Source organism: Corticicoccus populi, from assembly GCF_042686195.1.
GTDB lineage: Bacteria > Bacillota > Bacilli > Staphylococcales > Salinicoccaceae > Corticicoccus > Corticicoccus populi.
On record NZ_JBHUOQ010000001.1, the window covers coordinates 444,879 to 471,473 of the forward strand.

The 26,595-nt window shown below is 39.3% G+C and carries 29 protein-coding genes; 8 read left to right on the forward strand and 21 right to left on the reverse strand.

Annotated elements, in window-relative coordinates; translation table 11 throughout:
- The first annotated feature begins 8 nt into the window (after positions 1–8).
- From dapD to ACFSX4_RS02350, 5 genes are all read left to right on the forward strand, one after another.
- Entirely contained in the window at positions 9–725 is a 717-nt protein-coding gene (dapD, locus tag ACFSX4_RS02330) for a 2,3,4,5-tetrahydropyridine-2,6-dicarboxylate N-acetyltransferase (RefSeq protein ID WP_377771159.1), read from the forward strand.
- Positions 718–1,854 (forward strand): M20 metallopeptidase family protein, encoded by a 1,137-nt coding sequence (locus tag ACFSX4_RS02335; RefSeq protein ID WP_377771161.1) that lies wholly within the window; start codon positions 718–720, stop codon positions 1,852–1,854. The genes dapD and ACFSX4_RS02335 overlap by 8 nt, the downstream gene beginning before the upstream one ends.
- Before the next feature lie 11 nt (positions 1,855–1,865).
- Positions 1,866–2,927, forward strand: a complete 1,062-nt coding sequence (locus tag ACFSX4_RS02340; protein ID WP_377771163.1) for an alanine racemase — start codon at positions 1,866–1,868, stop codon at positions 2,925–2,927.
- Positions 2,927–4,189, forward strand: coding sequence for a diaminopimelate decarboxylase (gene lysA, locus ACFSX4_RS02345; protein ID WP_377771165.1), 1,263 nt, complete (start codon positions 2,927–2,929; stop codon positions 4,187–4,189). The genes ACFSX4_RS02340 and lysA overlap by 1 nt, the downstream gene beginning before the upstream one ends.
- 114 nt (positions 4,190–4,303) lie before the next feature.
- On the forward strand, positions 4,304–4,852 hold the full coding sequence (locus ACFSX4_RS02350) for a cysteine hydrolase family protein (protein WP_377771167.1): 549 nt from the start codon (positions 4,304–4,306) through the stop codon (positions 4,850–4,852).
- 124 nt (positions 4,853–4,976) lie between these two features.
- Here the strand turns inward: ACFSX4_RS02350 and cspA are convergent, their stop codons facing one another.
- Together cspA and ACFSX4_RS02360 are read right to left on the reverse strand one after the other, a co-directional pair.
- Positions 4,977–5,177, reverse strand: coding sequence for a cold shock protein CspA (gene cspA / locus ACFSX4_RS02355; RefSeq protein ID WP_017548994.1), 201 nt, complete (start codon positions 5,175–5,177; stop codon positions 4,977–4,979).
- A gap of 164 nt (positions 5,178–5,341) precedes the next feature.
- Complete coding sequence (locus ACFSX4_RS02360) at positions 5,342–5,635, reverse strand: DUF1033 family protein (RefSeq protein ID WP_377771169.1); 294 nt, start codon at positions 5,633–5,635, stop codon at positions 5,342–5,344.
- Positions 5,636–5,742: 107 nt separating this feature from the next.
- On the opposite strand from ACFSX4_RS02360, the gene ACFSX4_RS02365 reads away from it, so the two are divergent.
- Genes ACFSX4_RS02365 through ACFSX4_RS02375 form a run of 3 tightly spaced genes read left to right on the forward strand, consistent with a single transcriptional unit; the run spans position 5,743 to position 7,926 of the window.
- On the forward strand, positions 5,743–6,012 hold the full coding sequence (locus ACFSX4_RS02365; RefSeq protein WP_377771171.1) for an acylphosphatase: 270 nt from the start codon (positions 5,743–5,745) through the stop codon (positions 6,010–6,012).
- A 20-nt stretch (positions 6,013–6,032) separates the two neighbouring features.
- On the forward strand, positions 6,033–6,767 hold the full coding sequence (locus ACFSX4_RS02370) for a 5-bromo-4-chloroindolyl phosphate hydrolysis family protein (protein ID WP_377771173.1): 735 nt from the start codon (positions 6,033–6,035) through the stop codon (positions 6,765–6,767).
- Positions 6,751–7,926 carry a toxic anion resistance protein gene (locus ACFSX4_RS02375; RefSeq protein WP_377771175.1) on the forward strand — a complete coding sequence of 392 codons (1,176 nt, stop codon included), beginning with the start codon at positions 6,751–6,753 and terminating at the stop codon, positions 7,924–7,926. Before ACFSX4_RS02370 ends, ACFSX4_RS02375 begins: the two co-directional genes overlap by 17 nt.
- A gap of 37 nt (positions 7,927–7,963) precedes the next feature.
- Here the strand turns inward: ACFSX4_RS02375 and brnQ are convergent, their stop codons facing one another.
- The 19 genes from brnQ to ACFSX4_RS02470 form a co-directional block, all read right to left on the reverse strand.
- Positions 7,964–9,280 carry a branched-chain amino acid transport system II carrier protein gene (gene brnQ, locus ACFSX4_RS02380; protein WP_377771177.1) on the reverse strand — a complete coding sequence of 439 codons (1,317 nt, stop codon included), beginning with the start codon at positions 9,278–9,280 and terminating at the stop codon, positions 7,964–7,966.
- A 101-nt stretch (positions 9,281–9,381) separates the two neighbouring features.
- Entirely contained in the window at positions 9,382–11,118 is a 1,737-nt protein-coding gene (locus ACFSX4_RS02385) for a hypothetical protein (protein ID WP_377771179.1), read from the reverse strand.
- A gap of 6 nt (positions 11,119–11,124) precedes the next feature.
- Positions 11,125–11,919 (reverse strand): ATP-binding protein, encoded by a 795-nt coding sequence (locus tag ACFSX4_RS02390; protein WP_377771181.1) that lies wholly within the window; start codon positions 11,917–11,919, stop codon positions 11,125–11,127.
- On the reverse strand, positions 11,920–12,123 hold the full coding sequence (locus ACFSX4_RS02395; RefSeq protein ID WP_377771183.1) for a DUF6501 family protein: 204 nt from the start codon (positions 12,121–12,123) through the stop codon (positions 11,920–11,922).
- Positions 12,124–12,209: 86 nt separating this feature from the next.
- Positions 12,210–13,469 carry a 2-oxoglutarate dehydrogenase complex dihydrolipoyllysine-residue succinyltransferase gene (odhB, locus tag ACFSX4_RS02400; RefSeq protein WP_377771185.1) on the reverse strand — a complete coding sequence of 420 codons (1,260 nt, stop codon included), beginning with the start codon at positions 13,467–13,469 and terminating at the stop codon, positions 12,210–12,212.
- Between the two features lie 14 nt (positions 13,470–13,483).
- Entirely contained in the window at positions 13,484–16,255 is a 2,772-nt protein-coding gene (locus ACFSX4_RS02405) for a 2-oxoglutarate dehydrogenase E1 component (RefSeq protein WP_377771187.1), read from the reverse strand.
- Positions 16,256–16,342: 87 nt separating this feature from the next.
- Complete coding sequence (locus ACFSX4_RS02410; protein WP_377771189.1) at positions 16,343–17,722, reverse strand: HAMP domain-containing sensor histidine kinase; 1,380 nt, start codon at positions 17,720–17,722, stop codon at positions 16,343–16,345.
- Positions 17,715–18,392, reverse strand: coding sequence for a response regulator transcription factor (locus ACFSX4_RS02415; RefSeq protein ID WP_377771191.1), 678 nt, complete (start codon positions 18,390–18,392; stop codon positions 17,715–17,717). The genes ACFSX4_RS02410 and ACFSX4_RS02415 overlap by 8 nt, the downstream gene beginning before the upstream one ends.
- Before the next feature lie 111 nt (positions 18,393–18,503).
- Positions 18,504–19,112: a phosphatase PAP2 family protein gene (locus ACFSX4_RS02420; RefSeq protein ID WP_377771193.1), complete on the reverse strand. Its 609-nt coding sequence runs from the start codon at positions 19,110–19,112 to the stop codon at positions 18,504–18,506.
- Positions 19,109–20,191, reverse strand: a complete 1,083-nt coding sequence (locus tag ACFSX4_RS02425) for an undecaprenyldiphospho-muramoylpentapeptide beta-N-acetylglucosaminyltransferase (RefSeq protein ID WP_377771195.1) — start codon at positions 20,189–20,191, stop codon at positions 19,109–19,111. Before ACFSX4_RS02425 ends, ACFSX4_RS02420 begins: the two co-directional genes overlap by 4 nt.
- Positions 20,192–20,293: 102 nt before the next feature.
- On the reverse strand, positions 20,294–21,898 hold the full coding sequence (locus ACFSX4_RS02430) for a S41 family peptidase (protein ID WP_377771197.1): 1,605 nt from the start codon (positions 21,896–21,898) through the stop codon (positions 20,294–20,296).
- Positions 21,899–21,994: 96 nt separating this feature from the next.
- A complete protein-coding gene (gene deoD, locus ACFSX4_RS02435; RefSeq protein ID WP_377771199.1) occupies positions 21,995–22,708 on the reverse strand; it encodes a purine-nucleoside phosphorylase in 714 nt (237 codons plus the stop codon).
- Positions 22,709–22,728: 20 nt separating this feature from the next.
- Positions 22,729–22,950, reverse strand: coding sequence for a YozE family protein (locus tag ACFSX4_RS02440; RefSeq protein ID WP_377771201.1), 222 nt, complete (start codon positions 22,948–22,950; stop codon positions 22,729–22,731).
- Positions 22,950–23,459, reverse strand: coding sequence for a PTS sugar transporter subunit IIA (locus ACFSX4_RS02445; RefSeq protein ID WP_377771202.1), 510 nt, complete (start codon positions 23,457–23,459; stop codon positions 22,950–22,952). The genes ACFSX4_RS02440 and ACFSX4_RS02445 overlap by 1 nt, the downstream gene beginning before the upstream one ends.
- 22 nt (positions 23,460–23,481) lie before the next feature.
- Positions 23,482–23,913, reverse strand: coding sequence for a peptide-methionine (R)-S-oxide reductase MsrB (gene msrB, locus ACFSX4_RS02450; protein WP_377771203.1), 432 nt, complete (start codon positions 23,911–23,913; stop codon positions 23,482–23,484).
- A gap of 1 nt (position 23,914) precedes the next feature.
- The gene (gene msrA / locus ACFSX4_RS02455; RefSeq protein WP_377771204.1) at positions 23,915–24,433 is read right to left on the reverse strand and encodes a peptide-methionine (S)-S-oxide reductase MsrA; all 519 of its coding nucleotides are present in this window, start codon (positions 24,431–24,433) and stop codon (positions 23,915–23,917) included.
- Positions 24,434–24,448: 15 nt separating this feature from the next.
- Positions 24,449–25,000: a DUF2140 family protein gene (locus ACFSX4_RS02460; RefSeq protein ID WP_377771205.1), complete on the reverse strand. Its 552-nt coding sequence runs from the start codon at positions 24,998–25,000 to the stop codon at positions 24,449–24,451.
- Positions 24,997–25,479 (reverse strand): dihydrofolate reductase, encoded by a 483-nt coding sequence (locus tag ACFSX4_RS02465; RefSeq protein WP_377771206.1) that lies wholly within the window; start codon positions 25,477–25,479, stop codon positions 24,997–24,999. The genes ACFSX4_RS02460 and ACFSX4_RS02465 overlap by 4 nt, the downstream gene beginning before the upstream one ends.
- A 10-nt stretch (positions 25,480–25,489) precedes the next feature.
- Positions 25,490–26,443 carry a thymidylate synthase gene (locus ACFSX4_RS02470; protein ID WP_377771207.1) on the reverse strand — a complete coding sequence of 318 codons (954 nt, stop codon included), beginning with the start codon at positions 26,441–26,443 and terminating at the stop codon, positions 25,490–25,492.
- Positions 26,444–26,595 lie beyond the last annotated feature (152 nt).

Here is a 26,595-nt window from a genome sequence, read left to right on the forward strand (position 1 = left end):
AAGTATTCATGGAGAATTTTACAGCTGAAGAGATTATTCAATATATATCAAATGCAGAAAAGGTTACACCGGTAAAAGTTTATGCTAATGGACAATTTGAAGGTGTTTCTTTCCCGGAGAGTTTTAAAGTATTCGGATGCAGTAAATCTAAAACAATTTTTGCGGACTACAGTGAATGGGATGTTTTTTACAAAGAAAATGAATCTTTATTTACTGACATTGTCGTAGAACAGGACCGCCGCAATTCTGCAATTCCGTTAAAAGATCTGACAAACACTAATGCCCGTATTGAACCAGGTGCATTTATCCGTGAACATGCTGTCATTGAAGACGGTGCAGTGATTATGATGGGAGCTACGATTAACATCGGTGCTGTGGTCGGTGAAGGTACGATGGTTGATATGAACGCAACTCTCGGCGGCCGTGCAACGACAGGGAAAAATGTACATGTCGGTGCAGGATCTGTCCTTGCAGGTGTGATTGAACCGCCAAGCGCCTCCCCTGTTGTCATTGAAGATGATGTTTTAATCGGTGCCAATGCTGTCATTTTAGAAGGTGTTCGTGTCGGTGCCGGAGCAATTGTTGCTGCGGGTGCTATTGTGACTGAAGATGTTCCGGCAGGAGCAGTCGTTGCAGGTACACCTGCACGGGTGATTAAGCAGACAAGTGAAGTAGAAAGTACAAAACGTGAAATCGTCTCAGCATTACGCCGTTTAAATGACTGATTTGGAATTTGTGACAACTCACAGAAGATATCTGCATGCACACCCTGAACTGAGTATGAATGAATTTAACACAACGCGTTATATAAAGGAAGTTCTGAATTCTTTAAATATAGAATATACAACACCTCTAAATACTGGTGTTATCGTAGAACTTGACGGTAACAGTGATACCACAATCGGTTTCCGTGCAGATATAGATGCGCTGCCGATTCATGAAGAAAATGATACAGAGTATCGAAGTTTAACAGACGGTGTTATGCATGCATGTGGGCACGACGGTCATACCGCGGCCCTTCTTTTATTTGTTAAGAGATGTCACGATTTAAAAAATAATGGGTTACTCAAGCATAACTGTGTGTTTATTTTCCAGCCGAGCGAAGAGACGATGGCCGGTGCGAAACAACTCATAGATGCCTGGGGCGGCAGTATGAAGATGGATGCGGTGTTTGGTGTTCATCTGATGCCTGATGAGGATACGGGGCTTTATCTGTACCGTGATGACGAAATCACGGCGAGTGCGACAGAATACAGATTTTATATTACAGGACAGTCAAGTCATGTGGCACAAAAGCATAAGGGAGTTTCCGCAGTGGAAGCCTTGATGTATGTGGCACGTGAAGTGAGCCAGATTCAGCAGTATCATCTTGACGGATTGAACAGAAATATTGTTCATGTCGGGCAGATGAATGCCGGTGAAGCAATCAATACTGTTGCTTCAAATGCCTATCTTGAAGGTACAATACGGACATATGAAGCGGACGATTTAAATACTGTAACAAGACAGATGGATAAAATCAGACAAAGCGCACAATTATTATACGGAGTGGATGTTGCCCTTAAATTTAATGAAGGATACCCTGCGACCAAAAACAGTCCGGAATTAAAAACAGTCGTTGATCAGGCGGTTAAAAATATCAACGGAACGTCTGTATTAAATGATAAGCCGTATTTGTTCGGCGAAGACTTTAGTTTCTACAGAGAAATCGCCCCTTCATACTTCATATTTGTCGGTGCAAAAGATGATTCTAAAGGATTCAACAGCAGTCTTCATACTGCTCGATTTGATTTTGATGAACATGTATTAATGAATGTTGCAGATTATTTTGAAGAAATAGTAAAAGTGTTTTAGGAGAGGATACAATGGGTGGTACATTCAGTATCAATCAAAAGGAATTTATCAATCAGGCACAAAACATAACCAAAAATATTCCAACGATTGCGGTTGTTAAAAATAATGCTTATAATCACGGTCTTGAATTCAGTGTGAAGTGTTTTATAGAAGCAGGGATTAAGGCTTTCGGCACTACGAATATAGCTGAAGCAGTCAAAATCAGGGAAATTAATCAAGAGGTACGCATATTTTTAATGAATCCGACAGCTGAATTTGATGCGGTGCGTCAATATCAGCTTGATATCACCCTCCCCTCCTTAGAGTATTATAAAAAATATCAACAGAGTTTAAACGGGATTAATGTACACCTGGAATACGCCGGCCTGTTTAACCGTTCCGGTTTCAACAGTGCTGAAGAAATGCTTGAAGTACTCCATCATGAAAAGAAACTGGATGAAACTGAGCGCTTCAATCTTACCGGTTTATGGACTCATTTTGGATATGCAGATGAGTTTGACGGTGTTTATGAAGAAGAACGTGAAGGATGGCTCTCTATTGTAGAAACATTTCAGAAACGTGATATCAGAATTCCTGTAATTCATGCACAGAATACAGCGAGTTTTGTCAGAGACGGATTGTTCGACGGGCACACCCATTTAAGACTCGGGGTCGGATTATACGGCGGTACGCCGTATGAGGAGGCCCCCGGTACTTATAATCAGTCAATTTCTCTTTCTGCCCCGGTGATACAGATCAGACCCCTTTCTAAAGGTATGCCTTGCGGCTACAGTGCAGCATTTGTGGCAAAGAAGGATACGAAGGCTGCGGTTGTTGACATTGGCTATGGAGATGGTATCATGCGTTCACGTGCATCATATGAATGTGAGATAAACGGGAAGATGTATCCAATTCGGGCGTTAATGATGAGTCATATGCTGGTTGAAGTTGATGATTGCGTGTCAACAGCAGATACAGTATATATTTATAATAAAAATCTCCGTGTGGATGATTTTAGAAACCGCGGAATCGGTGCAGTATCTGAACAGCTCGGAGCTCTTAATTTTCAAACATTAAAACAGGAGGTATATTAATGTCACTAGAATATTTAAATAACCGGCTGCAGTTTGCCGGACAGGATATTACGGCAGTTGCAGAGGAATTCGGAACACCGCTTATTGTATATGATGAAGCTTATATGCGTCATCAGATGAGAAGATTTCATAATGTACTTTCATTAAAAGATATCCCTTACTCTGTTTCCTATGCTTCAAAAGCATTCTCCACCCTCGGGATGATTCAGATTCTCGAAGAAGAAAATATGGAACTGGACGTCGTTTCTATCGGTGAATTATACACTGCGTTAAAGGCCGGATTTGAGCCGGAAGATATTCATTTTCACGGTAATAATAAAACACCGGAAGAAATCAGTTATGCGTTAAATCACGGGGTAAAATTCTTTGTAATTGATTCTGTAGATGAAATCGGGCTGATTGACAGTCTTGCTTCTGAAACGGTCGATGTTTTAATACGGATTAATCCAGGCATTGATGTGGATACGCATGAATTTATATCCACTGGTCAGGAAGACAGTAAATTCGGATTGTCCTTAATTACCGGAGATGCACTTAAGGCAGTGAAAACAATTAATGACAGCAGACATCTAAACTTTAAAGGTCTTCATTATCATCTAGGTTCCCAGCTGTCTGTCTATGCACCGTTTGTTAATGCATTGATCCGGGTATTTGACTGGCTGGATGCGCATGAAATAGAAATAGACATTTTGAATATGGGCGGCGGATACGGTATCGTTTATACTGAAGAGGACATCCCCTTCCCTATTGAAGAAGGTTTCGATGTCATAATTGATAAACTGAAACAGTTATGTGAGCAATACGAACGGCCTGTGCCTCATGTCATGATTGAACCGGGACGTTCAATTACAGCAGAAGCGGCTGTGACGGTTTATAAAGTGGGGACAATTAAAACAATACCCGGCGTGAGTAAGTATGTATCTGTAGACGGCGGTATGAGTGATCATATCAGAACACCGCTGTACGGCGCAGAATATGAAATTCTGCCGGCAGAATTGACGGATGATGAAAATCAGGAAGTTCATGTTGTCGGTAAACTCTGTGAATCCGGAGATATTATCGGTAAAAATAAAGTACTGCCGAAAAATATTAAACGCGGAGATTTACTGGTTGTCAAATCAACAGGAGCCTACCACTATTCAATGGCTTCAAATTATAATCAGATGTTGAAACCGGCAGTGGTATTTATCAATGAAGAAGGCATAAAAGAAGTTGTGAAGCGGCAGTCTCTGGAGCAGTTGATTCAAAATGATATATTATAAAAAGAATACAGAAGAATATGATAATATAAATCCTTTTAGCTTTTAGTTAAAAGGATTTTTTGATTGTTGTTCAATTAAGAGTGTATAATGTAATCAGTTTAATAATAAAAGGGGATGACAAGAGTGAAGGAAGCTTTAATTATTGTAGATATGAGTAATGATTTTGTGGCGGATGAAGGCACGTTGACTGTCGGAAAGCCTGCACAGGAAATAGTTGGTTATATCAGGAATTTAGCCGATACTTTTTTAAATAAAGGGAATATCGTGGTGATTGCGATGGATGCACATATAAAGGACGATAAGCACTTCAATACTTGGCCGCCGCATAATATTATCGGTACAAAAGGACAGGAGTTGTACGGTGAGCTATATGAATGGCATAAAAATAATCTGGATAATAACAAAGTTTTATATCAACCGAAACAGAATTACAATGCATTCTTTAATACAGACCTCGCTGAAAAACTTAGAAATGAAAACGTTGATACAGTCCATATTGCCGGTGTGACTACAGATATTTGTGATTTCCTGACGGTTGCCGGTGCGGATGCGGAGGGATTCAACACAGTGATTCACAGGCGTGGCGCGGCGACTTTTACAAATAACGGGGATTTAATGATTGAACATATGGAACGCTGTTTCCAGACACAGGTGATTGAATAGGTATTCTCTCACAGTATTGTGGATATTAATAAAGAGAGATGCGGTTAGTTTAACTAACCGCATCTCTCCTCAGTGATACAAATCAATTCATTACAATTTAATTGTTTTGTTAAATTAATTTATATTATAGTTTAACAACGTTAGCAGCCTGTGGACCGCGGTCGCCTTCAACTACTTCAAATTCTACTGATTGACCTTCTTCAAGAGATTTGTAACCTTCTTGATTGATCGCTGAGAAATGAACGAATACGTCGTTTTCTCCTTCGATCTCGATGAAACCAAAACCTTTTTCTGCATTAAACCATTTTACTGTACCTTGTTTCATTAAATGTTCCTCCAAAGACTATATTCAACAACACACAATTCGTTATAGTCTCGAAAAAATAGAATAACTAGTCTTTCTCGTACTGTAACAAATGCTTGTTGATAGTTCCTAGTATACTAGAGAGGACGGGACTTTGCAATGCCTATATGGGATTTATCAGTATTTTATGATTTCAATATTTCGTTGTTTTTTAACATTACAGGTGTGTAAAAAATCTGGAGAGATTCTTCACACTCTTCGCAGTATTCCATGTCACATACATTGTAAAATGCAGTCATTCCATACTTTCCTTCAATATTACTGTGAAATTTATTTTTCATGTCTTTCAACAGTTCGTGGTAAAATGTTATCATAGATTCTTTCGTAGAGAATTCATAAGATTTATCTATATCATTCTGCCATCCATCAAAAAGCCACCAGCCTTCATAATCTGCTTTAATAACGGCAACTTGATACATATTAAAAACCTCTATTCTGTAAAGTGATATCACTTACACATTATAAACGCGAATAATTCGCAATATCAAGAAGAAACTCCTATAATTATAAGTAAGAGGTGTTTATTATGAAGGCAAAATTAGTGATTGTAACTGGTAAAGTCCAGGCAGTTGGTTTTCGTTTTTCCACTAAAATGATTGCAGATGATCTTGATATAAAAGGATATGCCAAAAATGTTCAGGATTATGTAGAGATTCTCGGTGTAGGAGAAGATGAAAAACTGAATCAGTTTGTCAATAAAGTCATCCAGGGTGCATCACCGTCCTCAAGAGTAGATGATTACTCAGTAAAAGAAGTTTCGGTTGATGAGTCATACAAGAAGTTTTATACAAATTAGTTTAGCGCAGGTGTTTATTTATGAAATTTAATATATCACATTGGACAGCATCACTTGTGTCTGTTCCGGTTGCTGTTATATCAGGTGCTATCTCAATGATCGCATTCGATATTCATCTTATCTATGATATGCTGATTGGTGCCGGTGCGTTTTTTGCTGCATACCTCCCTACCCAGTCTGTCAGTATGAACCGGCAGCTTCAGGAGTACGGACTCACAAAAAGCGAGTATAAATATATTAATACTCAGCTTCGGGACGCACGCGAGAAGCTCAGCAGACTCAGAAAAAGCTATTCGAGTATACGGAGTTTAAAAGATGCAAAATTGATTTATGATATTAATCGTTTAATACGTACCGTATTAAAAACAGTTGAAGACGATCCGAAGAAATTTTTTGGAATTCAGCAGTTTTTTCATTCCAATTTAGATTCGGCGGTAAATACAATTGAACAGTATTTATTTCTTTATAAAATGCCCGGTAAATCTAAAGATGAGAAGATAAGACTCCATGAAACAAGGCTTTCATTACTGGAACTTAAACGTACGATAGAAGCCAATCTTTCAGCCATGAACAAAACCAATTACCAGTCTCTTGATGTTGAACGTGACATTATCAGCATTAATAACAAGAGGTCTGAACGTAAATACAGGCTTGAAAACAAGCTTCATAAACAACAGGTTAATCTAAAGAAAAAAGAAACAGAGAAAGAAACTGTAAATGCATACCGAGGTGAAGAAAATGACAGAAGAGAATAACTTGAAGAATGAATTATTAAAAGATCCTTTTGGGGATACGGAGAATACTCAGGAGCTACAACCTCTTCCTGAACAGAAAGAGCAGAAAGAAAGTGTTTTAACGACATATAAGGAGCACTTCTCTCCTGAAGATTTGAAGACAATCACAGAAATCAAAGATAAAATTGAACCACTTGATAACGATGCATTAATCGTGTACGGCTCTAATGCCCAGCAGGCACTTTCAAAGTTCTCCCACCAGATGCTTGAAGAGGTACAGTCTAAAGATGTCGGCCCTATTGGAGATACTCTGGAAGATTTGATGAAAAAACTGAAGATGATTGATCCTGATGAGTTAACTAAAGGAAAAAAGAATGTATTTAACAGGATTTTCAAACGCGTGTCAAAGTCAGTTAACGAATTGATTTCAAAACATCAGAGTGTCGCATCCCAGGTGGATAGAATCAGTATACAGCTGGACCATGCCAAAGAAGTTCTGGTTAAGGATGTCCATCTTCTCGATAATCTATATGAGCAGAATAAAGATTATTTTGATGCACTGAATGTTTATATCGCAGCAGCTGAATTGAAAAAAGAAGAGATTACCCAGGAGGTTCTTCCTGAATTAAGAAAGCAGGCAGATCAGTCGAATAATCAAATGCAGGTTCAGGATGTTAATGATATGATGCAGTATTTGAACCGTCTTGAAAAAAGAATCCATGATTTGAAGCTTTCAAGACAAATTACACTGCAGTCGGCACCGCAGATTCGTATGATTCAAAATATTAATCAGACCCTGGCTGAGAAAATTCAAAGCTCAATTTTGACGAGTATTCCGCTGTGGAAGAATCAGATGGCCATTGCACTCACCCTTCTCCGTCAGGAATCTGCATCAAAAGCACAGCAGCAGGTTACAAATACGACCAATGAACTCTTAACTAAAAACTCTGAGATGTTGAAGCAGAATTCAGTGCGTACAGCAGCAGAGAATGAACGCGGCATTGTTGATATTGAAACACTGAAAACGACCCAGGAGAACCTGGTGACAACTATTGAGGAGACACTCCGTATCCAGGAAGAAGGTTCTGAAAAGCGTAAGTCCGCAGAGAAAGAACTTGTGGAAATGGAAGAAGATTTGAAGAAGAGGTTATTACAAATTAAAGAAGAAAGAAACTTATAAAAAAAGTGATGTCGTTAAGACATCACTTTTTTGTTTATTACGTGTATTTTACTTTTTCTTTTCCGGCTGCAATGATATATCCTGCTATATATCCAATGATAAGAAGCGGTATCCATTCAAACTGATTTGAAAACAGCGGAAGGAATTCAATAAATGAGAGATTCATCCATTCATTTCTATGAAGCACTGCAAGAATACTCACGATTATAACTAATATCACCGGCAGCTGCATGCTGAGTCTCGGTGAAGGTATGAAGTACGTGATGATTAACAGGAACACAGATGTCATTGCTATAGGATAAAGTATTGATAACACAGGTACACTTGTTTCAATAACGGTATTTAATCCCTGGTTGGCAAGGCCTAATGAAATGAGTGTGAATATCACAACAAATACTCTGTAAGGAATTTTAGGCAGGATACTGTTGAAATACTGGCTGACTGAAACAACAAGACCGGCAGCAGTCGTCATACATGCCAATAGAACAATGATTCCAAGTAATACAGCTCCGAATGTGCCGTAAGTGTCGTCTGCGATGAATGTAAGTATGAATGTACCAAGATTTTGGTCCCCTACTTCGGCACCGCCGAGATCTACTCTTGTTCCAAGCCACCCAAGTGCAATATAGATTGCGGCAAGCAGTACTGCTGCAAGACTCGCTGACTTAATTGTACCGAAAAGTAATTCTTTACGGCTTGTGATACCCAATCCTCTTATAGAATTTAATACAAGCATTGAGAAGGCAATGGCAGCAATTGCATCCATAGTTAAATATCCTTCAGTGAAACCGATAGTAAACGCTGATGATTCTGTAAATGCCGCATCTGTCGGATTTATAGGATTATTAATGTAGGCTAAGACCGCAGTAATGATTAACAGCAGCATTGTAATTAATAGTGCCGGTGTTAAGAACTTACCGATAGTATCAACCAGAGAGTTCGGTGAATAACTTAATGCGAATATGATTAGGAAATATACTATTGTGAAAATTAATAAAGGTGCCCAGCTGTCAGGTTGATTGAGAAATGGGACAACTCCCATTTCATATGCTGTCGTAGCAGTTCTTGGAATTGCAAAAAACGGACCGATAGTCAGATAAATAGCAACAAGCAGTACAACTGAAAATACGGGATGAACTGCTTTAAGAGACTCTCTGTACCCTTCTTTGGAGATGGAAGCTGCGATGACACCAATAAGTGGAAGCCCGACTCCTGTTAATACAAAGCCGATAATTGCTAATAAAAAGAATTCTCCACTGTTATATCCAAGACCAGGCGGAAATATTAAGTTTCCGGCACCGAAGAACATAGCAAAAAGCATAAATCCAACGGCAAAAACGTGTTTAGTGCGCATATATTTACTCCTTCTAATTTTAAAATGTATATTATATACTACAATATAACATACATAAAGTCCATAAGATTTTTAATAGTCAGATATTTTTAATTAGAATATTACATAATCAGTGATTTTAGAATCCTGTTTAGTAAATTCGGAAGAACCAGCGGAATCTCCTCTGCCTTTTTGACGATTAAAGTGTTTGTACCGTATATATTTTTTATAGCGGATACAGTTGCTTCATCACTTTCTTCTGCAATAAAGATATTAATAATGTTAATACCTTTACGAACCGCATGATTCACGGCTTCATGAGTATCAGTAACTCCGGATTGATTATAATTTTCTGCACTCGGCAGGCCGTCTGAAAACATAATGATGAATTTATCACTGTAATCCAGTGAATCAAGAAGCGGGATCTCGTGGGCTAGTATATAGCCGTCCCTGTTGTCGCCCGAAGCCTCAATATCAAGAAGGGAAATCGGATAATAGTATAATGAACGGCTGAAGTCCATGTGTGTGTATATTTTGTTTGGATATTCCTTGTCCATTACCTCAAAAGAATCTTCATGATAGGAAATAATTCTGTGTTCAATTTTTAATGACTTGAGAATGTTATTAAAAATGATGATTCCTTCAACAGCATCCTCAATATAGTCAGTCATTGAAAACGACTGATCGAGTACCAAAGTAAATACAGCATCAAATTCTTTTGACACTGCATCTTTTTTGTAAAATAACTTATGAGAATCATTAATGATTTGTGATGTTGGATTTTTTAAAAGTCTTCCGGAGACCCGGTTCTTATGCACTTCATTCTGCTTAAAATTCAATACCTGGTTCATTTCTCCGACAATTCTATTGGTTGTGTCATTATACTTATCAAACAGTTCACGGTACTTACTGTAATTTTTCAGACGAATCTTCGGGGCAATCTCTTCCAAAGTAGCAAATTGATTAGTGGAATGTTCATCACTGATCTGATTAGTCCCCGCATTACTGCCAAATTGTTCAGTAAAATCTGAGACATCATCATCATAGCGGTTATCTGTATTATGCCGGCTTTTCTGACTGTTATTGTCCCCTGCTTCACCCAGGAGACTGGCGTCATCTGCATCACGGTCAGTTTTTGTATCAATGTTACGGTATGGTTCACTGTCATCTTCACTACCCGATTCAAGTGAACTGCTGTCTTTTCTGAATGGTGTCTCTGCAATATACTCTGCAATTTCGTTAAAAGGCATTTCATGATGCTGATAGGCAGGGAGTGAATGAAGATGCGTCAATGCATTGAAAATACTTTTAGCAGCAGCGATACTTTCATCTGTACTGTTACAAATAATATTAAATGTCTGACCAGCAAAAGATAGAGTCGAGGTGTTGTTAATAACAGCAGTATTCAATTGTCTGACCAGCAAATCAGCATCATTTTTTGCCGGCTTATTGAAAGACTTCAGCAGAATATTGTCTCCTTTTGAAACGAGCGCTTTAATAAGTGGCCTCACTGAAAATGCATAACGCCGTGTCCGGTAATATTCCAATGACAGAAAAATCTGCTCAAGTAATACAGGGACATCTCTCATCTGTTCATATTTCGCATAATCAAGTATAAATTTCTGTGCAAAACGTGTATAAATATCATGTTTGAAGCCGTCAATTTCACTAATATCATGCCTGTGTTTCCAAAACATACTCAAGTTCATAATATTTTCTGAAGGATGATAATAACTGAACTTACGTACAGAAACAGTCACATTTTTGTCCTTAAACAACAGGCGTGCTAAATCTGTAAGCTCCATCATTATTCTGGAATCAACAATTTCATCATTAAATTTTATAAATGAATAAGTCATTATTTATCACTGTCCAAAATGCAGTTTCACTGCGTTTAAAATAGCTTTCTTTTCCTGATCATTATCAAGCTTGTCAACAATTGTCCGCCTCACCGCTCTGTCCATCGGCATTTCAGTACTTAAATCTGCAAAATCCAGTAAACTTCTGACACTGGACGGTTCCTTTGATATCTGCCCTTGTTTAGTCATTGTCACCAGATCCTCATGAAAGTCAGAAAGCTGTTTGAGGATGTTTATATCATTTTGTATACTCTGTTCTTTCAGAATTTCAGTAAGTGCTTCTTTTGAAACATAGTCTATTTCTATGACATTAAATCTATTCAAAAGAGCTTCATTCATCGGCATTGTACCTACATAGCCCACATTAATTGCAGCTACAGCAAGGAAACCATCATCTGCAGTAATCTCCTCACCTGTAAGAGGATTGGTCATCCGGCGTCTGTAATCAAGAACGGCATTCAGTACAGGCAGCACTTCGGGTTTCGCCATATTTATCTCATCAATATAGAGCATACCGCCCTTTTTCATTGCCTGCACGACCGGGCCGTCAATAAACTTAATTTCCTGTTTACCGTCAATATATTCGATTGTTTTAAAACCGAGCAGGGATTCAATATCTACATCCACGGAACAGTTAATACTGTATATTTTACGGTTCAGAGTATTGGACAAATCTTCTGCAAGGCGGGTTTTACCGGATCCGGTAGGACCTTTCAACAGAAGGTTCTTCTTTAAATTCAATATATTTATGGCATCTTCTCTGATGGTCTGATCATTATGGGAAAATAAAAAGTTCATCATTTATTTCACTTCTTCGAAGTAAGTTTTATAGTAACCGCCGACTTTACCGGAATTATCAATGACAAAAATATATTCTTCGGTCTCATTAACTACAGTATAGATACTGCCTGCTGTCAGCATGTCGGAAACTTTATATTTTGCAGCATTGGTATGAGCAACCTTTACTTTTTTAATATCATTATTCTGCCAGGTTTCATGTAACATCAAATCTCTCCAATTCATTATAGTGTCATTTATTTTAACATATAAAAACAAGGTACCGCGAGGGTACCTCGTTTTTGATTTAATTATTATCCTTCAAGAAGTAAATCTTCAGGATTTTCGATTAAATCTTTAATTGTTTTCAGGAAGCCTACAGACTCTTTTCCATCAATGATTCTATGGTCATAGCTGAGTGCGACATACATCATCGGACGTACTTCTATTGAACCGTCAGGCATTGCAACCGGACGTTTTTGAATAGTGTGCATACCGAGGATTGCCGCCTGAGTGCCATTGATAATCGGTGTAGACATTAAGGATCCGAATACACCGCCGTTTGTAATTGTAAATGAACCGCCTGTCATATCATCAAGGCCTAATTTTTTATCCTGTGCTTTTTTCGCAAGTCCGGCAATATCAGATTCAATATTTGCAAATGTTTTGCGGTCTGCATTACGCACAATCGGTACTAAAAGACCGTCTTCTGTGGATACAGCAATTCCAATATCATAGAACTGTTTGTATATCATATCATCGCCGTCTATTTCTGCGTTAACTGCAGGATATTTTCTTAAGGCAGCAACAGAAGCTTTTGTAAAGAATGACATGAATCCGAGTCTCGTTCCGTCATTACGTTCCTGGAACTGATCTTTTTTACGCTTTCTAAGTTCCATCACATTTGTCATATCAATTTCATTAAAAGTTGTCAGCATTGCAGTGTTTTGAGTCACTTCATGCAGTTTTTTTGCAATGGTTTTACGACGTCTCGGCATTTTTTCACGAAGTACCGGCTTATCAGGTGAATCAGGTGTTTTAGGTGTTTCTTTTTTTGGTTCCTGTTTTTCTGCAGGTTTGTTGTTATGATTTGAAACATCCTGGCTTCTGACAAGACCACGTGGATCACTTGCGTTAATGTCAGAAAGGTCTAAGCCTTTTTCTCTTGCAAGACGTCTTGCAGATGGCGTTGCAACAATACGGTCATCATTGGAAGCATCTTCTTCAGTTTCTTTAGAATCAGAACTTTCGCTTGCTGAGGGTTCTTCTTTTTTCTCTTCTTTTTGATCATTATTTTCTTTGGAAGATTGAGAGGATTCTTTCGATTCACTTGCAGAACCACCCTCTTCAACAACGGCAATTACCTGTCCAACTTCAACAGTATCGCCTTCTTCTGCTTTTAATTCTGTGATTGTACCACTTTCTTCACTGATTACTTCAACATTTACTTTATCAGTCTCAAGTTCTAAAATATTTTCGCCTTTTTCTACATAATCACCGGGTTGTTTTAACCATTCGGCAATTGTTCCTTCAGTAATTGATTCGGCAAGCTCGGGTACTTTAACTTCAGCCATTAATTATTTTCCTCCTAGACATTCATTGCTTTTTCTATGATTTTTCGTTGAATACGTTTATATGATTCGCCGTCACCTTCAGCAGGTGATGCACTTGGTTTACGTCCGTAATATTTGACTTCAGCCCGGTCGGGAACTGCATCCCATAAATACGGCATTGCAAACTGATAGGCACCCATATTTTTAGGTTCTTCCTGAACAAAGCCGACTTCTTCTAAGTTTCGTAAACCTTTGAGTAATTCATTAATTTCTTCCTGAGGAAACGGATAAAGCTGTTCCAGTCTGATAATTAAGCGCTCATCCGAAGGATGGTCTTTTTCATACTGCATTAAATCCACTGCAACTTTACCGCTGGCAATTAATACTTTTTTAACTTTAGTTTTTTTATAATCTGCATAAATAATCTCTCTGAAACGATTATTAACAAATACGTCAAGCGGGTCGCTGACAGTTGCATTTCTGAGAAGACTCTTTGGTGACATTACAACCAGCGGTCTCATCTTATCTGTATCCAGATACTTTGCCTGTCTGCGCAGCAGATAGAAATAATTTGCTGTGCTTGTTAAGTTGGCAACAGTCATATTATTTTCAGCGGCAAGCTGTAAAAAGCGTTCGAGTCTTGCACTTGAATGCTCAGGACCCTGTCCTTCCTGAGAGTGCGGCAGGAATAGAGACAGACCGGAAGTTTCTCCCCATTTGGCATTACTTGAGAACATGAAGTTATCGAAGTAAACCTGGGCCATGTTTGCGAAATCTCCGTACTGAGCTTCCCATATAGTTAAGGATTTTTTATTTTCAACATTGTAACCGTAATCAAATCCAACTACTGCTGCTTCGGATAACGGCGAATTATGGACATCAAATGTTGCTTTAGAATCAGGTACGCCGTGAAGTGGAACATACCGTTCCCCATTTTCGGAATCATTTAACACAGCATGACGATGGGCAAAAGTACCGCGTTCGGAATCTTCTCCGGATAATCTGACCGGTGTGCCGTCCTGATTAATTGTTGCAAAGGCGAGTGTCTCGGCATGTGCCCAGTCAATAAGATTATCATCTTTTTCAAATGGTTTTTTACGTCTCTCAAGTACCTGTGCAAGTTTTTTAAACACTGTAAAACCTTCAGGATAATCAAAAAGTGCGTCGTTGATTTCTTTAAGTCGTTCGACAGTGATTTCACTGTCCGTCTCGTTCTTCTGACCTTCCAGTACAATCTCAGTTGCTTTAATATCATCTTTAACAGCAGTATCATTTTTATCAATTTTGTCATGTGCTGCACGCATTTCTTCAGCAACACTGTCAATAATACGATTCTTTTCATCTTCTGTAATGACATTTTCCGATACAAGCTGATCACCGTACAACTCGTCAATCGTGTTATGGCTCTTAACTTCTTTATAGAGCATCGGATTGGTTGTGGATGGTTCATCCATCTCATTATGCCCGTATCTGCGGTAGCCAATCAGGTCAATGACAATATCCTTGTTGTATTCCTGACGGTACTTCAGAGCAATTTCAATTGATCTTAATACATGCTCTGGTTTATCCGCATTTACATGAAGGACCGGCAGATTAAAGCCGAGTGCAGCATCTGATGCATATTCAGTAGAGCGTGAATCTCGTTCTTCAGTTGTAAAACCGATTCGGTTATTTGAGATAATATGAATTGATCCGCCGACTTTGTAACCGTTCAGTTTACCCAGATTCATTGTTTCAAATACAACACCCTGACCCGGGAATGCTGCGTCTCCGTGAATAATGGCGGCAATGGATTTGTTGAAATCAAGGTCCGGTGCACCACTCTTATCCACACTTTCCTGCTGCGCACGTGTTTTACCGACAACTATCGGTGCAACAACTTCCAGGTGGCTCGGATTGTTGGCGAGGCTGATTCTCTGTTCAATGCCTTTATCACTTCTTGTTTTAGCACCGCCGAGATGATATTTAACATCGCCGGTCCATCCGTTTGAAAGCTCAAGTGAACCGTCATCCGGAATGAATTTCATCGGGTCGGTGTGCATAAATTCGCTAATCATCATTTCGTATGGTTTTTGAAGCACATGAGTGAGTACATTCAAGCGGCCGCGGTGAGCCATACCAATTTGGAGATTAGGGATATTTTCGTCTGCCATTAATGTGAGTAAATGATCCAGCATTGGGACCATTGTGTCCACACCTTCGATTGAAAATCGTTTGGCACCGACGAAGTTTTTGTGGAGATACTTTTCAAACCCCTGAACTTTTGAAAGCATTTTAAACAATTCAATTTTTTCATCTTTGCTGTAGTCAATCTTAGGTTGGTTCTCAATCGTCTCTTTCAGCCATTGGCGTTCCTTAGTATCATTAATATGCATATATTGGTATGCAATTGGACCAGTGTACACTTCATACAGATGTGTCACTGCATCATTCGCATTATCATAAAGACCACCTAAATGTGGACTGACTAGAGATGCAGGGAGTTTCTTAAGCTCTTCTGTTGAAATACCGTATTCTGCTGCATCAAAATTTGGGACATTTTCAAATTTAGGACGATAGACCGGATAAATATCAGCTTTTAAATGACCAAACAGCCGAATATCATCGAGTAATCTAAGCATCCCTTTCACACTTTGTTGATTATCTTTTGTCAGTCCGCCACCGCCTGCATTAAGTTCCCTGAACAATGTCTGCATTTCTTCTGAGACACTGTTCGGATCATCTTGATACATATCGTAAAGTTCCAGAACCATACCTAAGTTTGTTCCGAACCTCAGCGGGGCTTCTTCAAAGGACTTACCTTCCATTTTCACTGCACCCTCTTTTGTATATTCTTTAATTTATACAATACTATTTTAGCATTATATCTGCCCGTTTTAAAGCCGATGTATTCACTATTTTCTCATTCTATTGATTATTCGGGGAAATCTTACAATTACTTTTGTAAACGCTCCCTTCTCTGATTCAACCCAGACACTTCCGTTGTAATTTTCAACTAATTTTTTAGCAATTGACAAACCGAGACCATTCCCGCCCTGCTGTCTGCTTCTGGATTTATCAACCCGGTAAAACCGGTTGAATACATTTTCAATATCCTCTGAAGGAATGCCGATGCCGTGATCTTTAATGATGATATCAAAAGTATCTTTCCCGCTTTCTGTGGAAATCTCAATATACTTATTTTGCTGATCGTATTTAACCGCATTATCGAGGAAAATTGTCAGCATTTGTTCAAAGTGATGAGTTGCTGTTTTTAAATAAATTTCATCTCCATCAAGGTTAATATCAAAAGTGTAATCCGGATGTACCTTTTTCAGTGAATTAACTCTGCTTTCTATTTCTCTGTTCACATTGACTTCATCGAGAGATTCAGCGACCTTCTCCTCGTTTTTGGTTAATATTAAAAGTTCTTCAACAAGTTTATTAATCCTGTGAAGCTCATCAATCGAAATATCCAGGGATTCATCAAGAACTTTCGGATCATTCTTACCCCATCTGCTGATTAATTTCAAGTGTCCCTGAATAATCTGCAGCGGTGTTCTTAACTCATGAGAAGCATCTTCAACAAACTGTTTCTGCTGATTATAGGATCCTTCCAGGCTGTCCATCATATTGTTGAATGACTCGACCATATAATCGGTCTCAGAAGCACCGGTTTTGAATTTCAGCCGTTCTGAAAATCCTTCATTTTCAATCCTTTTCAACTGGTTTGTAATACTTCTTAGAGGTCTCACCATCTGCGTTGAGAAAAAATAACTGATAATGGATGTAAACAAAATAGATAGAAATCCTATAAATAATGCAATCAGAATCATTGTACGGATAATCAGATTGTAATTATCGAGTGGATGAATGATAGTAACATAGCCGTCCCAGAACCTGGAATCTATTCTTGCGCGGCCGATTAAAAAGCTGCCCTCAGAAGTTTCCAGAGATTCAATTGTGTTTTCAAGCACCGGGACGAAACGTATTTCATCGGCATACTCAAAAGTTGACGGTTCAGTCTCTACCACATCCCCGCCGGCAGTATACAAAATCATAATTTGATTGTCGTAAAGACTCGTAATAATTTCATTTCTTGATATGGTGTTGCTGAACTGCGACTCATACAAATTTGTCACTTCATTGAGACTTTGATTCAGAAAGCTTTCTTCCTGATCCTTCAAATAAAGGCTCATAAAATAAATCAGAAGTGAGCTGAATATTAAGTAAGTAAAAGAAATGATTAAGGTCGACAGGCGCAGCCATTTATATTTAAGAGAATTTTTATTCATACCGAATCACATACCCTACACCACGTACTGTTTCGATTACTTTATGTTTGTCAAAAGGTTTTAACTTATTTCTTAGATACCTGATGTAGACATCGACAACATTCGTTTCGACCTCACTTTCATATCCCCAGACATGTTCCAGAATCTGCTCGCGCCGCAGAACGATTCCGACATTCTGTGCTAAAAGGTAAAGGAGCTCATACTCTGTTTTGGTCAATTCAAGTTCGTTATTATCGATCGTCACCCGATATGCCGAATGGTCAATGGTAATTCCATGTATTTCTATAGTGTCCGATGTATCTTCAGGGACCGGAGAACGTCTCAGAATCACGCGGATTCTTGCGAGAAGTTCCTCGATTTCAAAGGGTTTGACAATATAGTCATCGGCACCGTAATCAAGGCCGATGACTTTATCATATGTCTCCCCTTTGGCAGTAATCATTATAATCGGTGTATTTTTTGTTTTTCTCAATCTGCGGCATACTTCAAGGCCGTTTAATTCAGGCATCATTAAATCAAGAAGGATACAGTCATAATCATATGCGAGTGCTTTTTTTAAGCCATCCTCACCGTCTGCGCTGAGCGTGACCTCGTATCCTTCATGAGTCAGCTCAAGTTCTATAAAACGTGATAAGTTCAATTCATCTTCAACAACGAGTATATGTTTCATATAGTTCAACTCCTCCTAGCTATAGTACCATTTTTTTCTGATTACAAATAATAAAGACACACAGCATACGCACGGAAAATTTCCGTTGTGAACTGCTGTGTGTCCTGCATACTATTTAAATTTATTATGGAGCAGCCAGCTGGTACCGAAAACGACCGCTGTTCCAAGTGCGATTCCTGCCAGAATATCTGTCGGATAGTGTACACCGAGGTAGACCCTTGATGAAGAAATCATCAGGATAAAAAATCCGCATAAGGCATAAAGTATACTCTTGTGCTGCAAATTGGTTTTATTAATAATTGCAATTAACGATCCGAAAAATATTGTTGACCCTGTGGCATGGCCGCTTGGGAAGCTGAAGCCGGAAATCTCTATCAATCTTAAAAGTGACGGACGCTCTCTGTCGAAAGTGTTTTTCAGCAGTGGAATCAGTACACTTGAAGTGATCATGGAAATGACCAGAAATAATGTATGTGTTTTCAAACGGTATAACATTAAAATGGTAATCATAATCAGTGACAGGACAATCATCGTGAGAACTTCACCAATCTGGGTAAAACCAAGCATTACAGCAGTAGTAATAAAGCTCTCGGATGCATAAATGAACTCATATACTTCCCGGTCAATCCACTGGCCGATTCTGGATTCATGAAATACGGCAATGACTCCGAAAATTAGAGTAAAGACTAAAAATAAGGACAGTTTTTTCAACCGGCTCATTTAGTCACCCCCATGTTAAGCAGCTGGTTTACTAAGTCTTCTGATTTAAATCCGCCGTTAAATTGTTTCATTCTTTTAACGATTTCACTGCGGTTATTTTGAAGACTGTCTATTTTATTCTGGAATTCCTGAATTGTAAGATTTTCTTCATGAATTACTGCGGCATAGCCTTTTTCTTCAAAGAAAGAAGCATTTTCAATCTGATCGCCTCTGCTTTGTGAGAGCGGCAGCGGGATTAAAATCATCGGTTTTTCATTCAGCAGAAATTCAAAAATTGCGTTTGATCCGCTCCGACCGACCACAAAGTCTGATATTTTCATCAAATGTGCGAGTTCATCTTTTACAAATTCATACTGCACATACCCTTTTCGTCCTTGCAGGGATTCATCAATATTGCCGTGACCGCACAAATGAATTAGCTGCATTTCCTGTGTTAGTGTATCTATGTTTTCTCTGACAAATTGATTGATGGACTGTGAACCGAGAGAGCCTCCCATAATCAGCAGCACAGGTTTGTCAGGTGTGAAACCAGTCAGTTCGTAACCCGTTTTTTCAGAGCCTACAACTAAATCGTCTCTCGTGACAGGGCCAAGGTATTCTGTTTTTCCTTCCGGCAGCAGATCCATGGTTTTTTTAAAAGTAACGAAAATTTTGGTTGCGAATTTAGCCGCTATTTTATTCGCGAGTCCGGGTGTCAGATCTGATTCATGTATATATACCGGAATGTTGAGTGATTTACTCGCCAGTACAACAGGGACACTGACAAAACCACCTTTAGAGAAAACAAATTCGGGTTTTTCTTTTTTTAAGATTTTTCGTGCATCGAGAACCCCTTTTAATACTTTAAACATGTCTTTAAGGTTTTCAAGGGATAAATATCTTCTTAACTTTCCGCTCGATATTTCACGATACCGGATACAGGTTGAATTAATGATTTCTTTTTCAATTCCATCTTTTGAGCCGATATATACCGGTTCAGTATCCTGATTGATAAAATCCGGAATTAATAATTTGTTTAACATGACATGACCGACAGTCCCTCCGCCGGTGAGTACTACTTTTCTCTTCTTGGAATTCATGATATCCCCCATACTTTCTTTATGCTATTACTTTATCCTATTTAACTATTTAGCACAATAAAAAGCCGCACAAACTTTAAGAAGTCTGTACGACATATTTATTTATTCGGAATCTTCGTCTGAACTGCTGTCTTCTGTTTCTGCTGCTCCATCTTCAGAATTTTCATCGTCAGGATTGAATCTCTCAATTTCAATATATCTGGCGTTCTCTTCAGCGAGCGCTTCAATTTCAGGTTCTGTATATTCACCGTTAATGAAATCTACCAGGTAATCAACCTGTGCATCATTATCCCTGATATAATGGCGCAGTTCACTCATGAGAGTGAGTGTTGTCTCGCCTGTGACATCACCTGTCTGTTCCAAATTGTTATCTTCCTGGAAGTTTTCAACGGCCTCGGTTAATGATGAATCGAATGTTTCATTAATATCTCCCGGGTCGTAGCCAAGTGCTTCCAGTGCGACTTTAATCGAAATGACAGCTTCATTTGACTGATCTTCAGTATATACGTCTTCATCATTCAAAATCTGTACACGGGCATAATCCGGATTAACAAGTCTGACATCCGGTGTAATACCGGTACCATGTATCCATTCACCGTCAGGTGTCAGCCATTTAGTGTTGGTATATTTCAACATTGACTGGTCACTGAATTCATTTGTCTGTTGAACGACCCCCTTACCAAAGGACTGTGTTCCTGCAATAACCACTTCATCAAAATGATCCATCATTGCGCCTGTAAATACTTCAGAAGCACTGGCAGAACCCTCATTGATCAGGATGTAGACGTTAAAGTCTTCGGTATTCGGATTGCTGTCGTTCTCTGTTGGCACTTCTGTTTGTTCTCCGTCACTATTTTCGAAAAGAAGCGCAGTTTCTCCTTTGTCAACAAATTGATTAATCATTGCAACTGCTTCATGAAGCAGTCCGCCGGGGTTAAAGCGGAAATCAATAATGACATCTTCATTCTCGTTATCATGTGCGGTGTTCAGAGCATCCTCGAACTCCTCAGAGGTACCTTCCTGGAATCTGTTGATACTGATATAACCGATATTATCTATTTCTTCATATGTCACACTATCCACATGGATCTTATCCCGTGTAATGGTGATATCGACAGGGTCATCACTGCCCTTAACAATCGTCAGGACAACATCTGTGCCCTGCTCACCGCGGATGAGCTGAACAGCCTCATTGGCAGTCATACCCTCTACAGATTCACCGTCGACAGCAATAATTGAATCGCCCGGTTCTATCCCCGCTTCTTCAGCAGGTGATCCGCGCATCGGGGAAGTAACAACAATGCTGTTACCCTCCTGCATCACTTCAGCACCAATTCCTTCAAAGTCCCCGGTAACAGTTTCTTCAAAATCCGCTGTTTCATCAATATCCATATATTCACTGTATGGATCATCGAGTCCTCTTACAAGTCCGTCAATCGCCGATTCGATTAATTCATCTCTGTCAACTTCTTCATAAAAATCAGAAGTAACAGTATCATAAACTGTATATAATTTAGCGAATTCACTTCTTGTGTCTGTGCCGACATTTACTGCCCGCTCAGAACCAGCTTCCAGACTGAGTGCTGTAATAAGCGCAGTTGCGATAACCGCTGTCATAATAGTGATAATAAACCAGAACAGACTGATATTCACTTTGCGGCCGCCGCCGACTTTCTCCTCTTTTTTCTCTTCGTTCAAGTTAAACACCCAATTTCCAACTAAATAATAATTAATAGTCTATCAGTTTATGTAAATATTTAAAAGAAAAGAACAGTGGAAAAACACCACTGCTCAAATCATCACTTACTCACCTGCAAAAGGCAGTGCGGCATCAAGTGCCACTTCTATCATATCATTGAAAGTGGTCTGACGTTCTTCACTGGAAGTGACTTCACCGGTAAGAATGTGGTCTGAAACAGTTAAAATCGCGAGCGCCTTTGCATCAAACTTTTTGCTGATTGTAAATAACGCTGCAGATTCCATTTCAAGAGCAAGAATGCCGTATTTTGCCATTTGCTCGATATCACCGTTCTCATCATAAAATGAGTCTGCTGTAAAAACATTTCCGACCTTTACATCGAGACCTTTTTTCTTTGCTTCATTATAGCTTGCAAGCAGTAAATCAAAATCTGATGTCGGTGCGTACTCAATATTTTTAAACAGCTTTCTGTTTTGATTTGAATCTGTTGAAGCACTTTGAGCGATGATTACATCTCTGACTTTTACATCTTTTTGAATCGCACCGCATGTACCGACACGAATTAAGTTTTTAACACCGTATTCTTCCATTAATTCATGGATGTAAATAGATATTGACGGAACGCCCATCCCTGTACCTTGGACGGAGATTCTTTTTCCTTTATATGTTCCTGTAAAACCGAGCATATTTCTTACTTCATTGTAACAGGTCACATCTTCAAGGAATGTTTCAGCAATATATTTAGCACGAAGCGGGTCTCCAGGAAGTAAAATAGTATCTGCAATGTCACCTTTTTTTGCATTAATATGAACGCTCATCTTCATTCTCCTTTTGGTTGTTAATATAAAAGCCAGTTTTCAAAATCATTAAACGATGCATCAAAAATAGAAAGGGAGATACCGGGATACGGATTTTTTTCCAGATAGTCTGAGATTTCATCGTAATCCTGTGTATATTTTGGAAACATCGTATCACGGGTAATATATGATGCGAATGTTCCGATGTCCCCTTTCTCGCCGATACGGGTTTTCATATATTGATAATATGAACGGTCTTTCATTATTTCAATTCAACTTTCATTACTGAAGACTCTCCTGCGGTCACATCTGATGTAGAAATAAAGTCATAAGATGCAACAACATCATTGCTGTTTGTAATAATCACCGGAGTAATCGTACTGTTGGCTTCTTCTTTAACGAGTGATAAATCTACTTCCACAAGTGTATCACCCGCTTCTACACGGTCTCCTTCAGATACATGGCCTGTAAAGCCGCGGCCTTCCATTGCCACAGTTTCAAGTCCGATATGAATCAATACTTCAACACCGCTGTCGGTTTTAATGCCGACGGCATGGTTGGTTTTAAAGACCTGCACTACTTCTCCTGAAACAGGTGCAACGACTTTCCCGTTAGACGGTTCGATACCAAAGCCTTCCCCCATCATTTTCTCCGAAAATACAGGGTCCGGGATATCTTCGATTTTCACATATTTACCGTTAACAGGTGATTTAATTTCCAGTGGTTCTTTATTCGCTTCTTCTTTCTTTTTACCGAATAAATTTTTAAACATATCAAATCATCTCCTCAGAAATTTAGTTGTTTTCAAAATGTTTAAGGTATTCTCCGTAGCCCTTCTCCGACAGTTCTTCTTTCGGGATGAATGTCAGTGCTGCAGAGTTGATGCAGTAACGCATTCCACCGAGTGACTCAGGTCCGTCCGGAAAGACGTGACCAAGGTGGCTGTCTGAAGATTCACTTCTCACTTCAGTTCTTCTCATGCCGAAAGAGTCATCAAAATGTTCCGAAACATCATCAGAAGATGTTTTATAGAAACTCGGCCAGCCGCATGATGAGTCAAACTTATCATGGGAGGTAAATAATACTTCACCACTTATTTTATCAGTATATACACCTTCTTGAAAGTGATTCCAATATTCATTTTGAAACGGCGGCTCTGTGCCGGATTCTTTCATAACATTATATTCGTTCCCGGTTAGTTCTGAAATGTCTTTTTTTTGAGTCATTTTAATTCCTCCAGTGTGATTCGATAAATGCTTTTCTGCCGGACCCCTGGTAATACGCATTATAATGACCTGAGTTTTTTAAATAAAAATCCTGGTGCTCAGGTTCAGCGTCATAAAAGTTTTTATACGGCAGTACCGGTGTGTTGATTGGTGCATTAAATATACCTGCATGATTCAATGAATCAATGACACGTTCTGCTGATTCTTTCTGCTGCTCATTATGGTAAAAAACAGCGGGCATGTACTGCGGTCCCCTGTCACCGAACTGGCCGCCGGTATCTGTCGGATCGAATGTCTTAAAAAATACGTTTAAAATTTCTTCGTAGGATATTACAGATTCATCAAAATCAATCTGTACAGCTTCAATGTGACCGGTCGCCCCGCCTGCTACTTCACGATAGGTTGGGTCCGGTTCGTCACCGTTGGAATATCCGGAGACTACTTTATTGACACCGTCCCATTTGTGGAACGGTTTAACAAGGCACCAGAAACAGCCGCCTGCAAGTGTTGCTTTTGCCATTCTTATCACCTCAATTTATCTTTCTATTGAAAAATACCATGCATCACTGCCGTAATCAATTGTTTCAATCTGAATACCCTCAGGGAGGTCTTCTTCGAACAGTGAAGGATCAATGACTAAAGCTTTTGTGTCTTCACTGAAACTGACACCTTCCGGCAGCTCTGCTGCCCGGGTGATGACAGTGTAGAGTGCATCCTGGGATAACGGCAGACTGCCGATATCAATGTTGCTGATATGAAATATGATGTTGTCACTTTCGATATCCGGTTCAATATTAAAAACGGTATTTACCGATGCACCAAAAATCTGATTGACTGAATGAAGTGTGATTTCTTCAGTGCTGATATCAACAGTAATGTTGTCACTGCCCGATGTCCTTAATGCATCGTTGATAAATGTTTCGACTGTTGCATTCGGAAGGATAATCTGAAGTCCTTGTGCCTCACCGTGAGAGTCCCCTGCTTCAGGCTTATCATCATAAGTTCCAGACAGTGCACTGTACAGCCAGACAAAAAAGCCGATGTTCAGGACAATCAGTATAATGCTGAGCCATTTCCAGATATTCATGACTGTGTCTTTCTGACATAGTGAATAAATTCATGCGGATATTTATTCCGCGTGTTCACTTCACCTGTTTCTCTGTCAGAGACTGTCCATTCACTGATGTCATATTCCGGGAAGAAAGTATCCCCCCCGAATGTTTCATATATCCGGGTAACATACATCTCATCCACTAAATGCATCGTCTCTTTGTAAATATTACTGCCTCCGAATATAAATACTTTTCCGTCGAGTGATTTAATATCATCCACACTGTGAATAATATCCACACCTTCTGCAGTGAAATTCTTATCGCGGGTCATTACTACATTCCTGCGGTTCGGCAGCGGCCGTCCGATTGAATCATATGTTTTCCTGCCCATGACGATGGTATTTCCTTCAGTTAAACGCTTAACATGTTTTAAATCATCAGGCAGATGCCAGGGCATACTGCCTTTAAAACCAATAACGTTCTGGTCTGCGTGTGCCACAATTAATGAAACCATACATTTCCTCCTATACCGCAATCGGTGCTTTAATATACGGGTGACTTTCATAATGCTCTATTTCAAGATCTTCAAAATTCAAATCAAATATGGACTGTTCACCGTGTATTTTTAACTGCGGCGGCTGATAGCTGTCGCGCCCGAGCTGGGTTTTTACGGCTTCAAGGTGGTTGCTGTATATATGGGCATCACCCATTGTATGGACGAACTCCCCTGCTTTCAGTCCGCATTCTTTTGCAACCAGGTGTAAAAGCAGTGCATAGCTTGCAATATTAAACGGTACACCGAGAAACACATCTGCACTTCTCTGATAGAGCTGCAGGCTGAGTATGCCGTCATTCACATAAAACTGAAAGAATGAATGGCACGGAGGCAGCGCCATGTTTTCAATTTCCGCCGGATTCCATGCCGTGACGATATGCCGTCTTGAGTCAGGCTGATTCTTAATGCCCTCAATCACATCATTTAACTGGTCAATGACCTGTCCATCAGCACCGACCCAGTGACGCCACTGTTTACCGTATACATCACCGAGGCTGCCGTATTTTTGACTGAATGCATCATCTTCCAACACTTTTTTCTTAAATGATGCCATCTCACCCTGGTAGATCTCATTAAATTCAGGATCTTTTAATGCCCTGCGGCCGAAGTCTGTCATATCCGGGCCGTTGTATTCTTCTGACTCTGTCCATTTTTTAAATGCCCATTCATTCCATATATTATTGTTGTACTCAAGTAAGTATTTAATATTGGTGTCGCCCCGGATAAACCATATTAACTCTGTAGCAATCATTTTAAAGAATACTTTTTTTGTTGTAAGGAGCGGGAATCCTTCACTTAAGTCAAAACGCATCTGGTGGCCGAATACTGAATATGTCCCTGTACCGGTACGGTCGTCTTTATATGATCCTTCATCCAGAATTCTCTGAAGCAGATCATGATAGGCACGATCAAAATTATTCATGGAACCCCTCTTTTCATTTCTGTATAATTTATATATAATAAGTTTAATGCTAAAACTATGAGGTGTTAATAATGGAAATCCTTATGACAATTGGTCTGACATTGATGGCGTGCTATTTTATATCAATGAGTATTTATGAATAAGAGAATATG

Bases quoted from the DNA above. Each gene is read 5' to 3' on its own strand.
- cspA (WP_017548994.1), bottom strand. From the start codon at position 5,177: ATGAAACAAGGTACAGTAAAATGGTTTAATGCAGAAAAAGGTTTTGGT.
- ACFSX4_RS02445 (WP_377771202.1), bottom strand. From the start codon at position 23,459: ATGTTTAAAAATTTATTCGGTAAAAAGAAAGAAGAAGCGAATAAAGAA.
- ACFSX4_RS02340 (WP_377771163.1), top strand. From the start codon at position 1,866: ATGGGTGGTACATTCAGTATCAATCAAAAGGAATTTATCAATCAGGCA.
- ACFSX4_RS02365 (WP_377771171.1), top strand. From the start codon at position 5,743: ATGAAGGCAAAATTAGTGATTGTAACTGGTAAAGTCCAGGCAGTTGGT.
- ACFSX4_RS02425 (WP_377771195.1), bottom strand. From the start codon at position 20,191: ATGAATTCCAAGAAGAGAAAAGTAGTACTCACCGGCGGAGGGACTGTC.
- msrB (WP_377771203.1), bottom strand. From the start codon at position 23,913: ATGACTCAAAAAAAAGACATTTCAGAACTAACCGGGAACGAATATAAT.
- lysA (WP_377771165.1), top strand. From the start codon at position 2,927: ATGTCACTAGAATATTTAAATAACCGGCTGCAGTTTGCCGGACAGGAT.
- ACFSX4_RS02405 (WP_377771187.1), bottom strand. From the start codon at position 16,255: ATGGAAGGTAAGTCCTTTGAAGAAGCCCCGCTGAGGTTCGGAACAAAC.
- ACFSX4_RS02465 (WP_377771206.1), bottom strand. From the start codon at position 25,479: ATGGTTTCATTAATTGTGGCACACGCAGACCAGAACGTTATTGGTTTT.
- ACFSX4_RS02410 (WP_377771189.1), bottom strand. From the start codon at position 17,722: ATGAATAAAAATTCTCTTAAATATAAATGGCTGCGCCTGTCGACCTTA.
- ACFSX4_RS02415 (WP_377771191.1), bottom strand. From the start codon at position 18,392: ATGAAACATATACTCGTTGTTGAAGATGAATTGAACTTATCACGTTTT.
- deoD (WP_377771199.1), bottom strand. From the start codon at position 22,708: ATGAGCGTTCATATTAATGCAAAAAAAGGTGACATTGCAGATACTATT.
- msrA (WP_377771204.1), bottom strand. From the start codon at position 24,433: ATGGCAAAAGCAACACTTGCAGGCGGCTGTTTCTGGTGCCTTGTTAAA.
- brnQ (WP_377771177.1), bottom strand. From the start codon at position 9,280: ATGCGCACTAAACACGTTTTTGCCGTTGGATTTATGCTTTTTGCTATG.
- ACFSX4_RS02385 (WP_377771179.1), bottom strand. From the start codon at position 11,118: ATGACTTATTCATTTATAAAATTTAATGATGAAATTGTTGATTCCAGA.
- ACFSX4_RS02360 (WP_377771169.1), bottom strand. From the start codon at position 5,635: ATGTATCAAGTTGCCGTTATTAAAGCAGATTATGAAGGCTGGTGGCTT.
- ACFSX4_RS02420 (WP_377771193.1), bottom strand. From the start codon at position 19,112: ATGAGCCGGTTGAAAAAACTGTCCTTATTTTTAGTCTTTACTCTAATT.
- ACFSX4_RS02335 (WP_377771161.1), top strand. From the start codon at position 718: ATGACTGATTTGGAATTTGTGACAACTCACAGAAGATATCTGCATGCA.
- ACFSX4_RS02440 (WP_377771201.1), bottom strand. From the start codon at position 22,950: ATGAAAGACCGTTCATATTATCAATATATGAAAACCCGTATCGGCGAG.
- ACFSX4_RS02370 (WP_377771173.1), top strand. From the start codon at position 6,033: ATGAAATTTAATATATCACATTGGACAGCATCACTTGTGTCTGTTCCG.
- ACFSX4_RS02390 (WP_377771181.1), bottom strand. From the start codon at position 11,919: ATGATGAACTTTTTATTTTCCCATAATGATCAGACCATCAGAGAAGAT.
- ACFSX4_RS02395 (WP_377771183.1), bottom strand. From the start codon at position 12,123: ATGTTACATGAAACCTGGCAGAATAATGATATTAAAAAAGTAAAGGTT.
- ACFSX4_RS02375 (WP_377771175.1), top strand. From the start codon at position 6,751: ATGACAGAAGAGAATAACTTGAAGAATGAATTATTAAAAGATCCTTTT.
- ACFSX4_RS02350 (WP_377771167.1), top strand. From the start codon at position 4,304: ATGACAAGAGTGAAGGAAGCTTTAATTATTGTAGATATGAGTAATGAT.
- odhB (WP_377771185.1), bottom strand. From the start codon at position 13,469: ATGGCTGAAGTTAAAGTACCCGAGCTTGCCGAATCAATTACTGAAGGA.
- ACFSX4_RS02470 (WP_377771207.1), bottom strand. From the start codon at position 26,443: ATGAATAATTTTGATCGTGCCTATCATGATCTGCTTCAGAGAATTCTG.
- dapD (WP_377771159.1), top strand. From the start codon at position 9: ATGGAGAATTTTACAGCTGAAGAGATTATTCAATATATATCAAATGCA.
- ACFSX4_RS02460 (WP_377771205.1), bottom strand. From the start codon at position 25,000: ATGAATATCTGGAAATGGCTCAGCATTATACTGATTGTCCTGAACATC.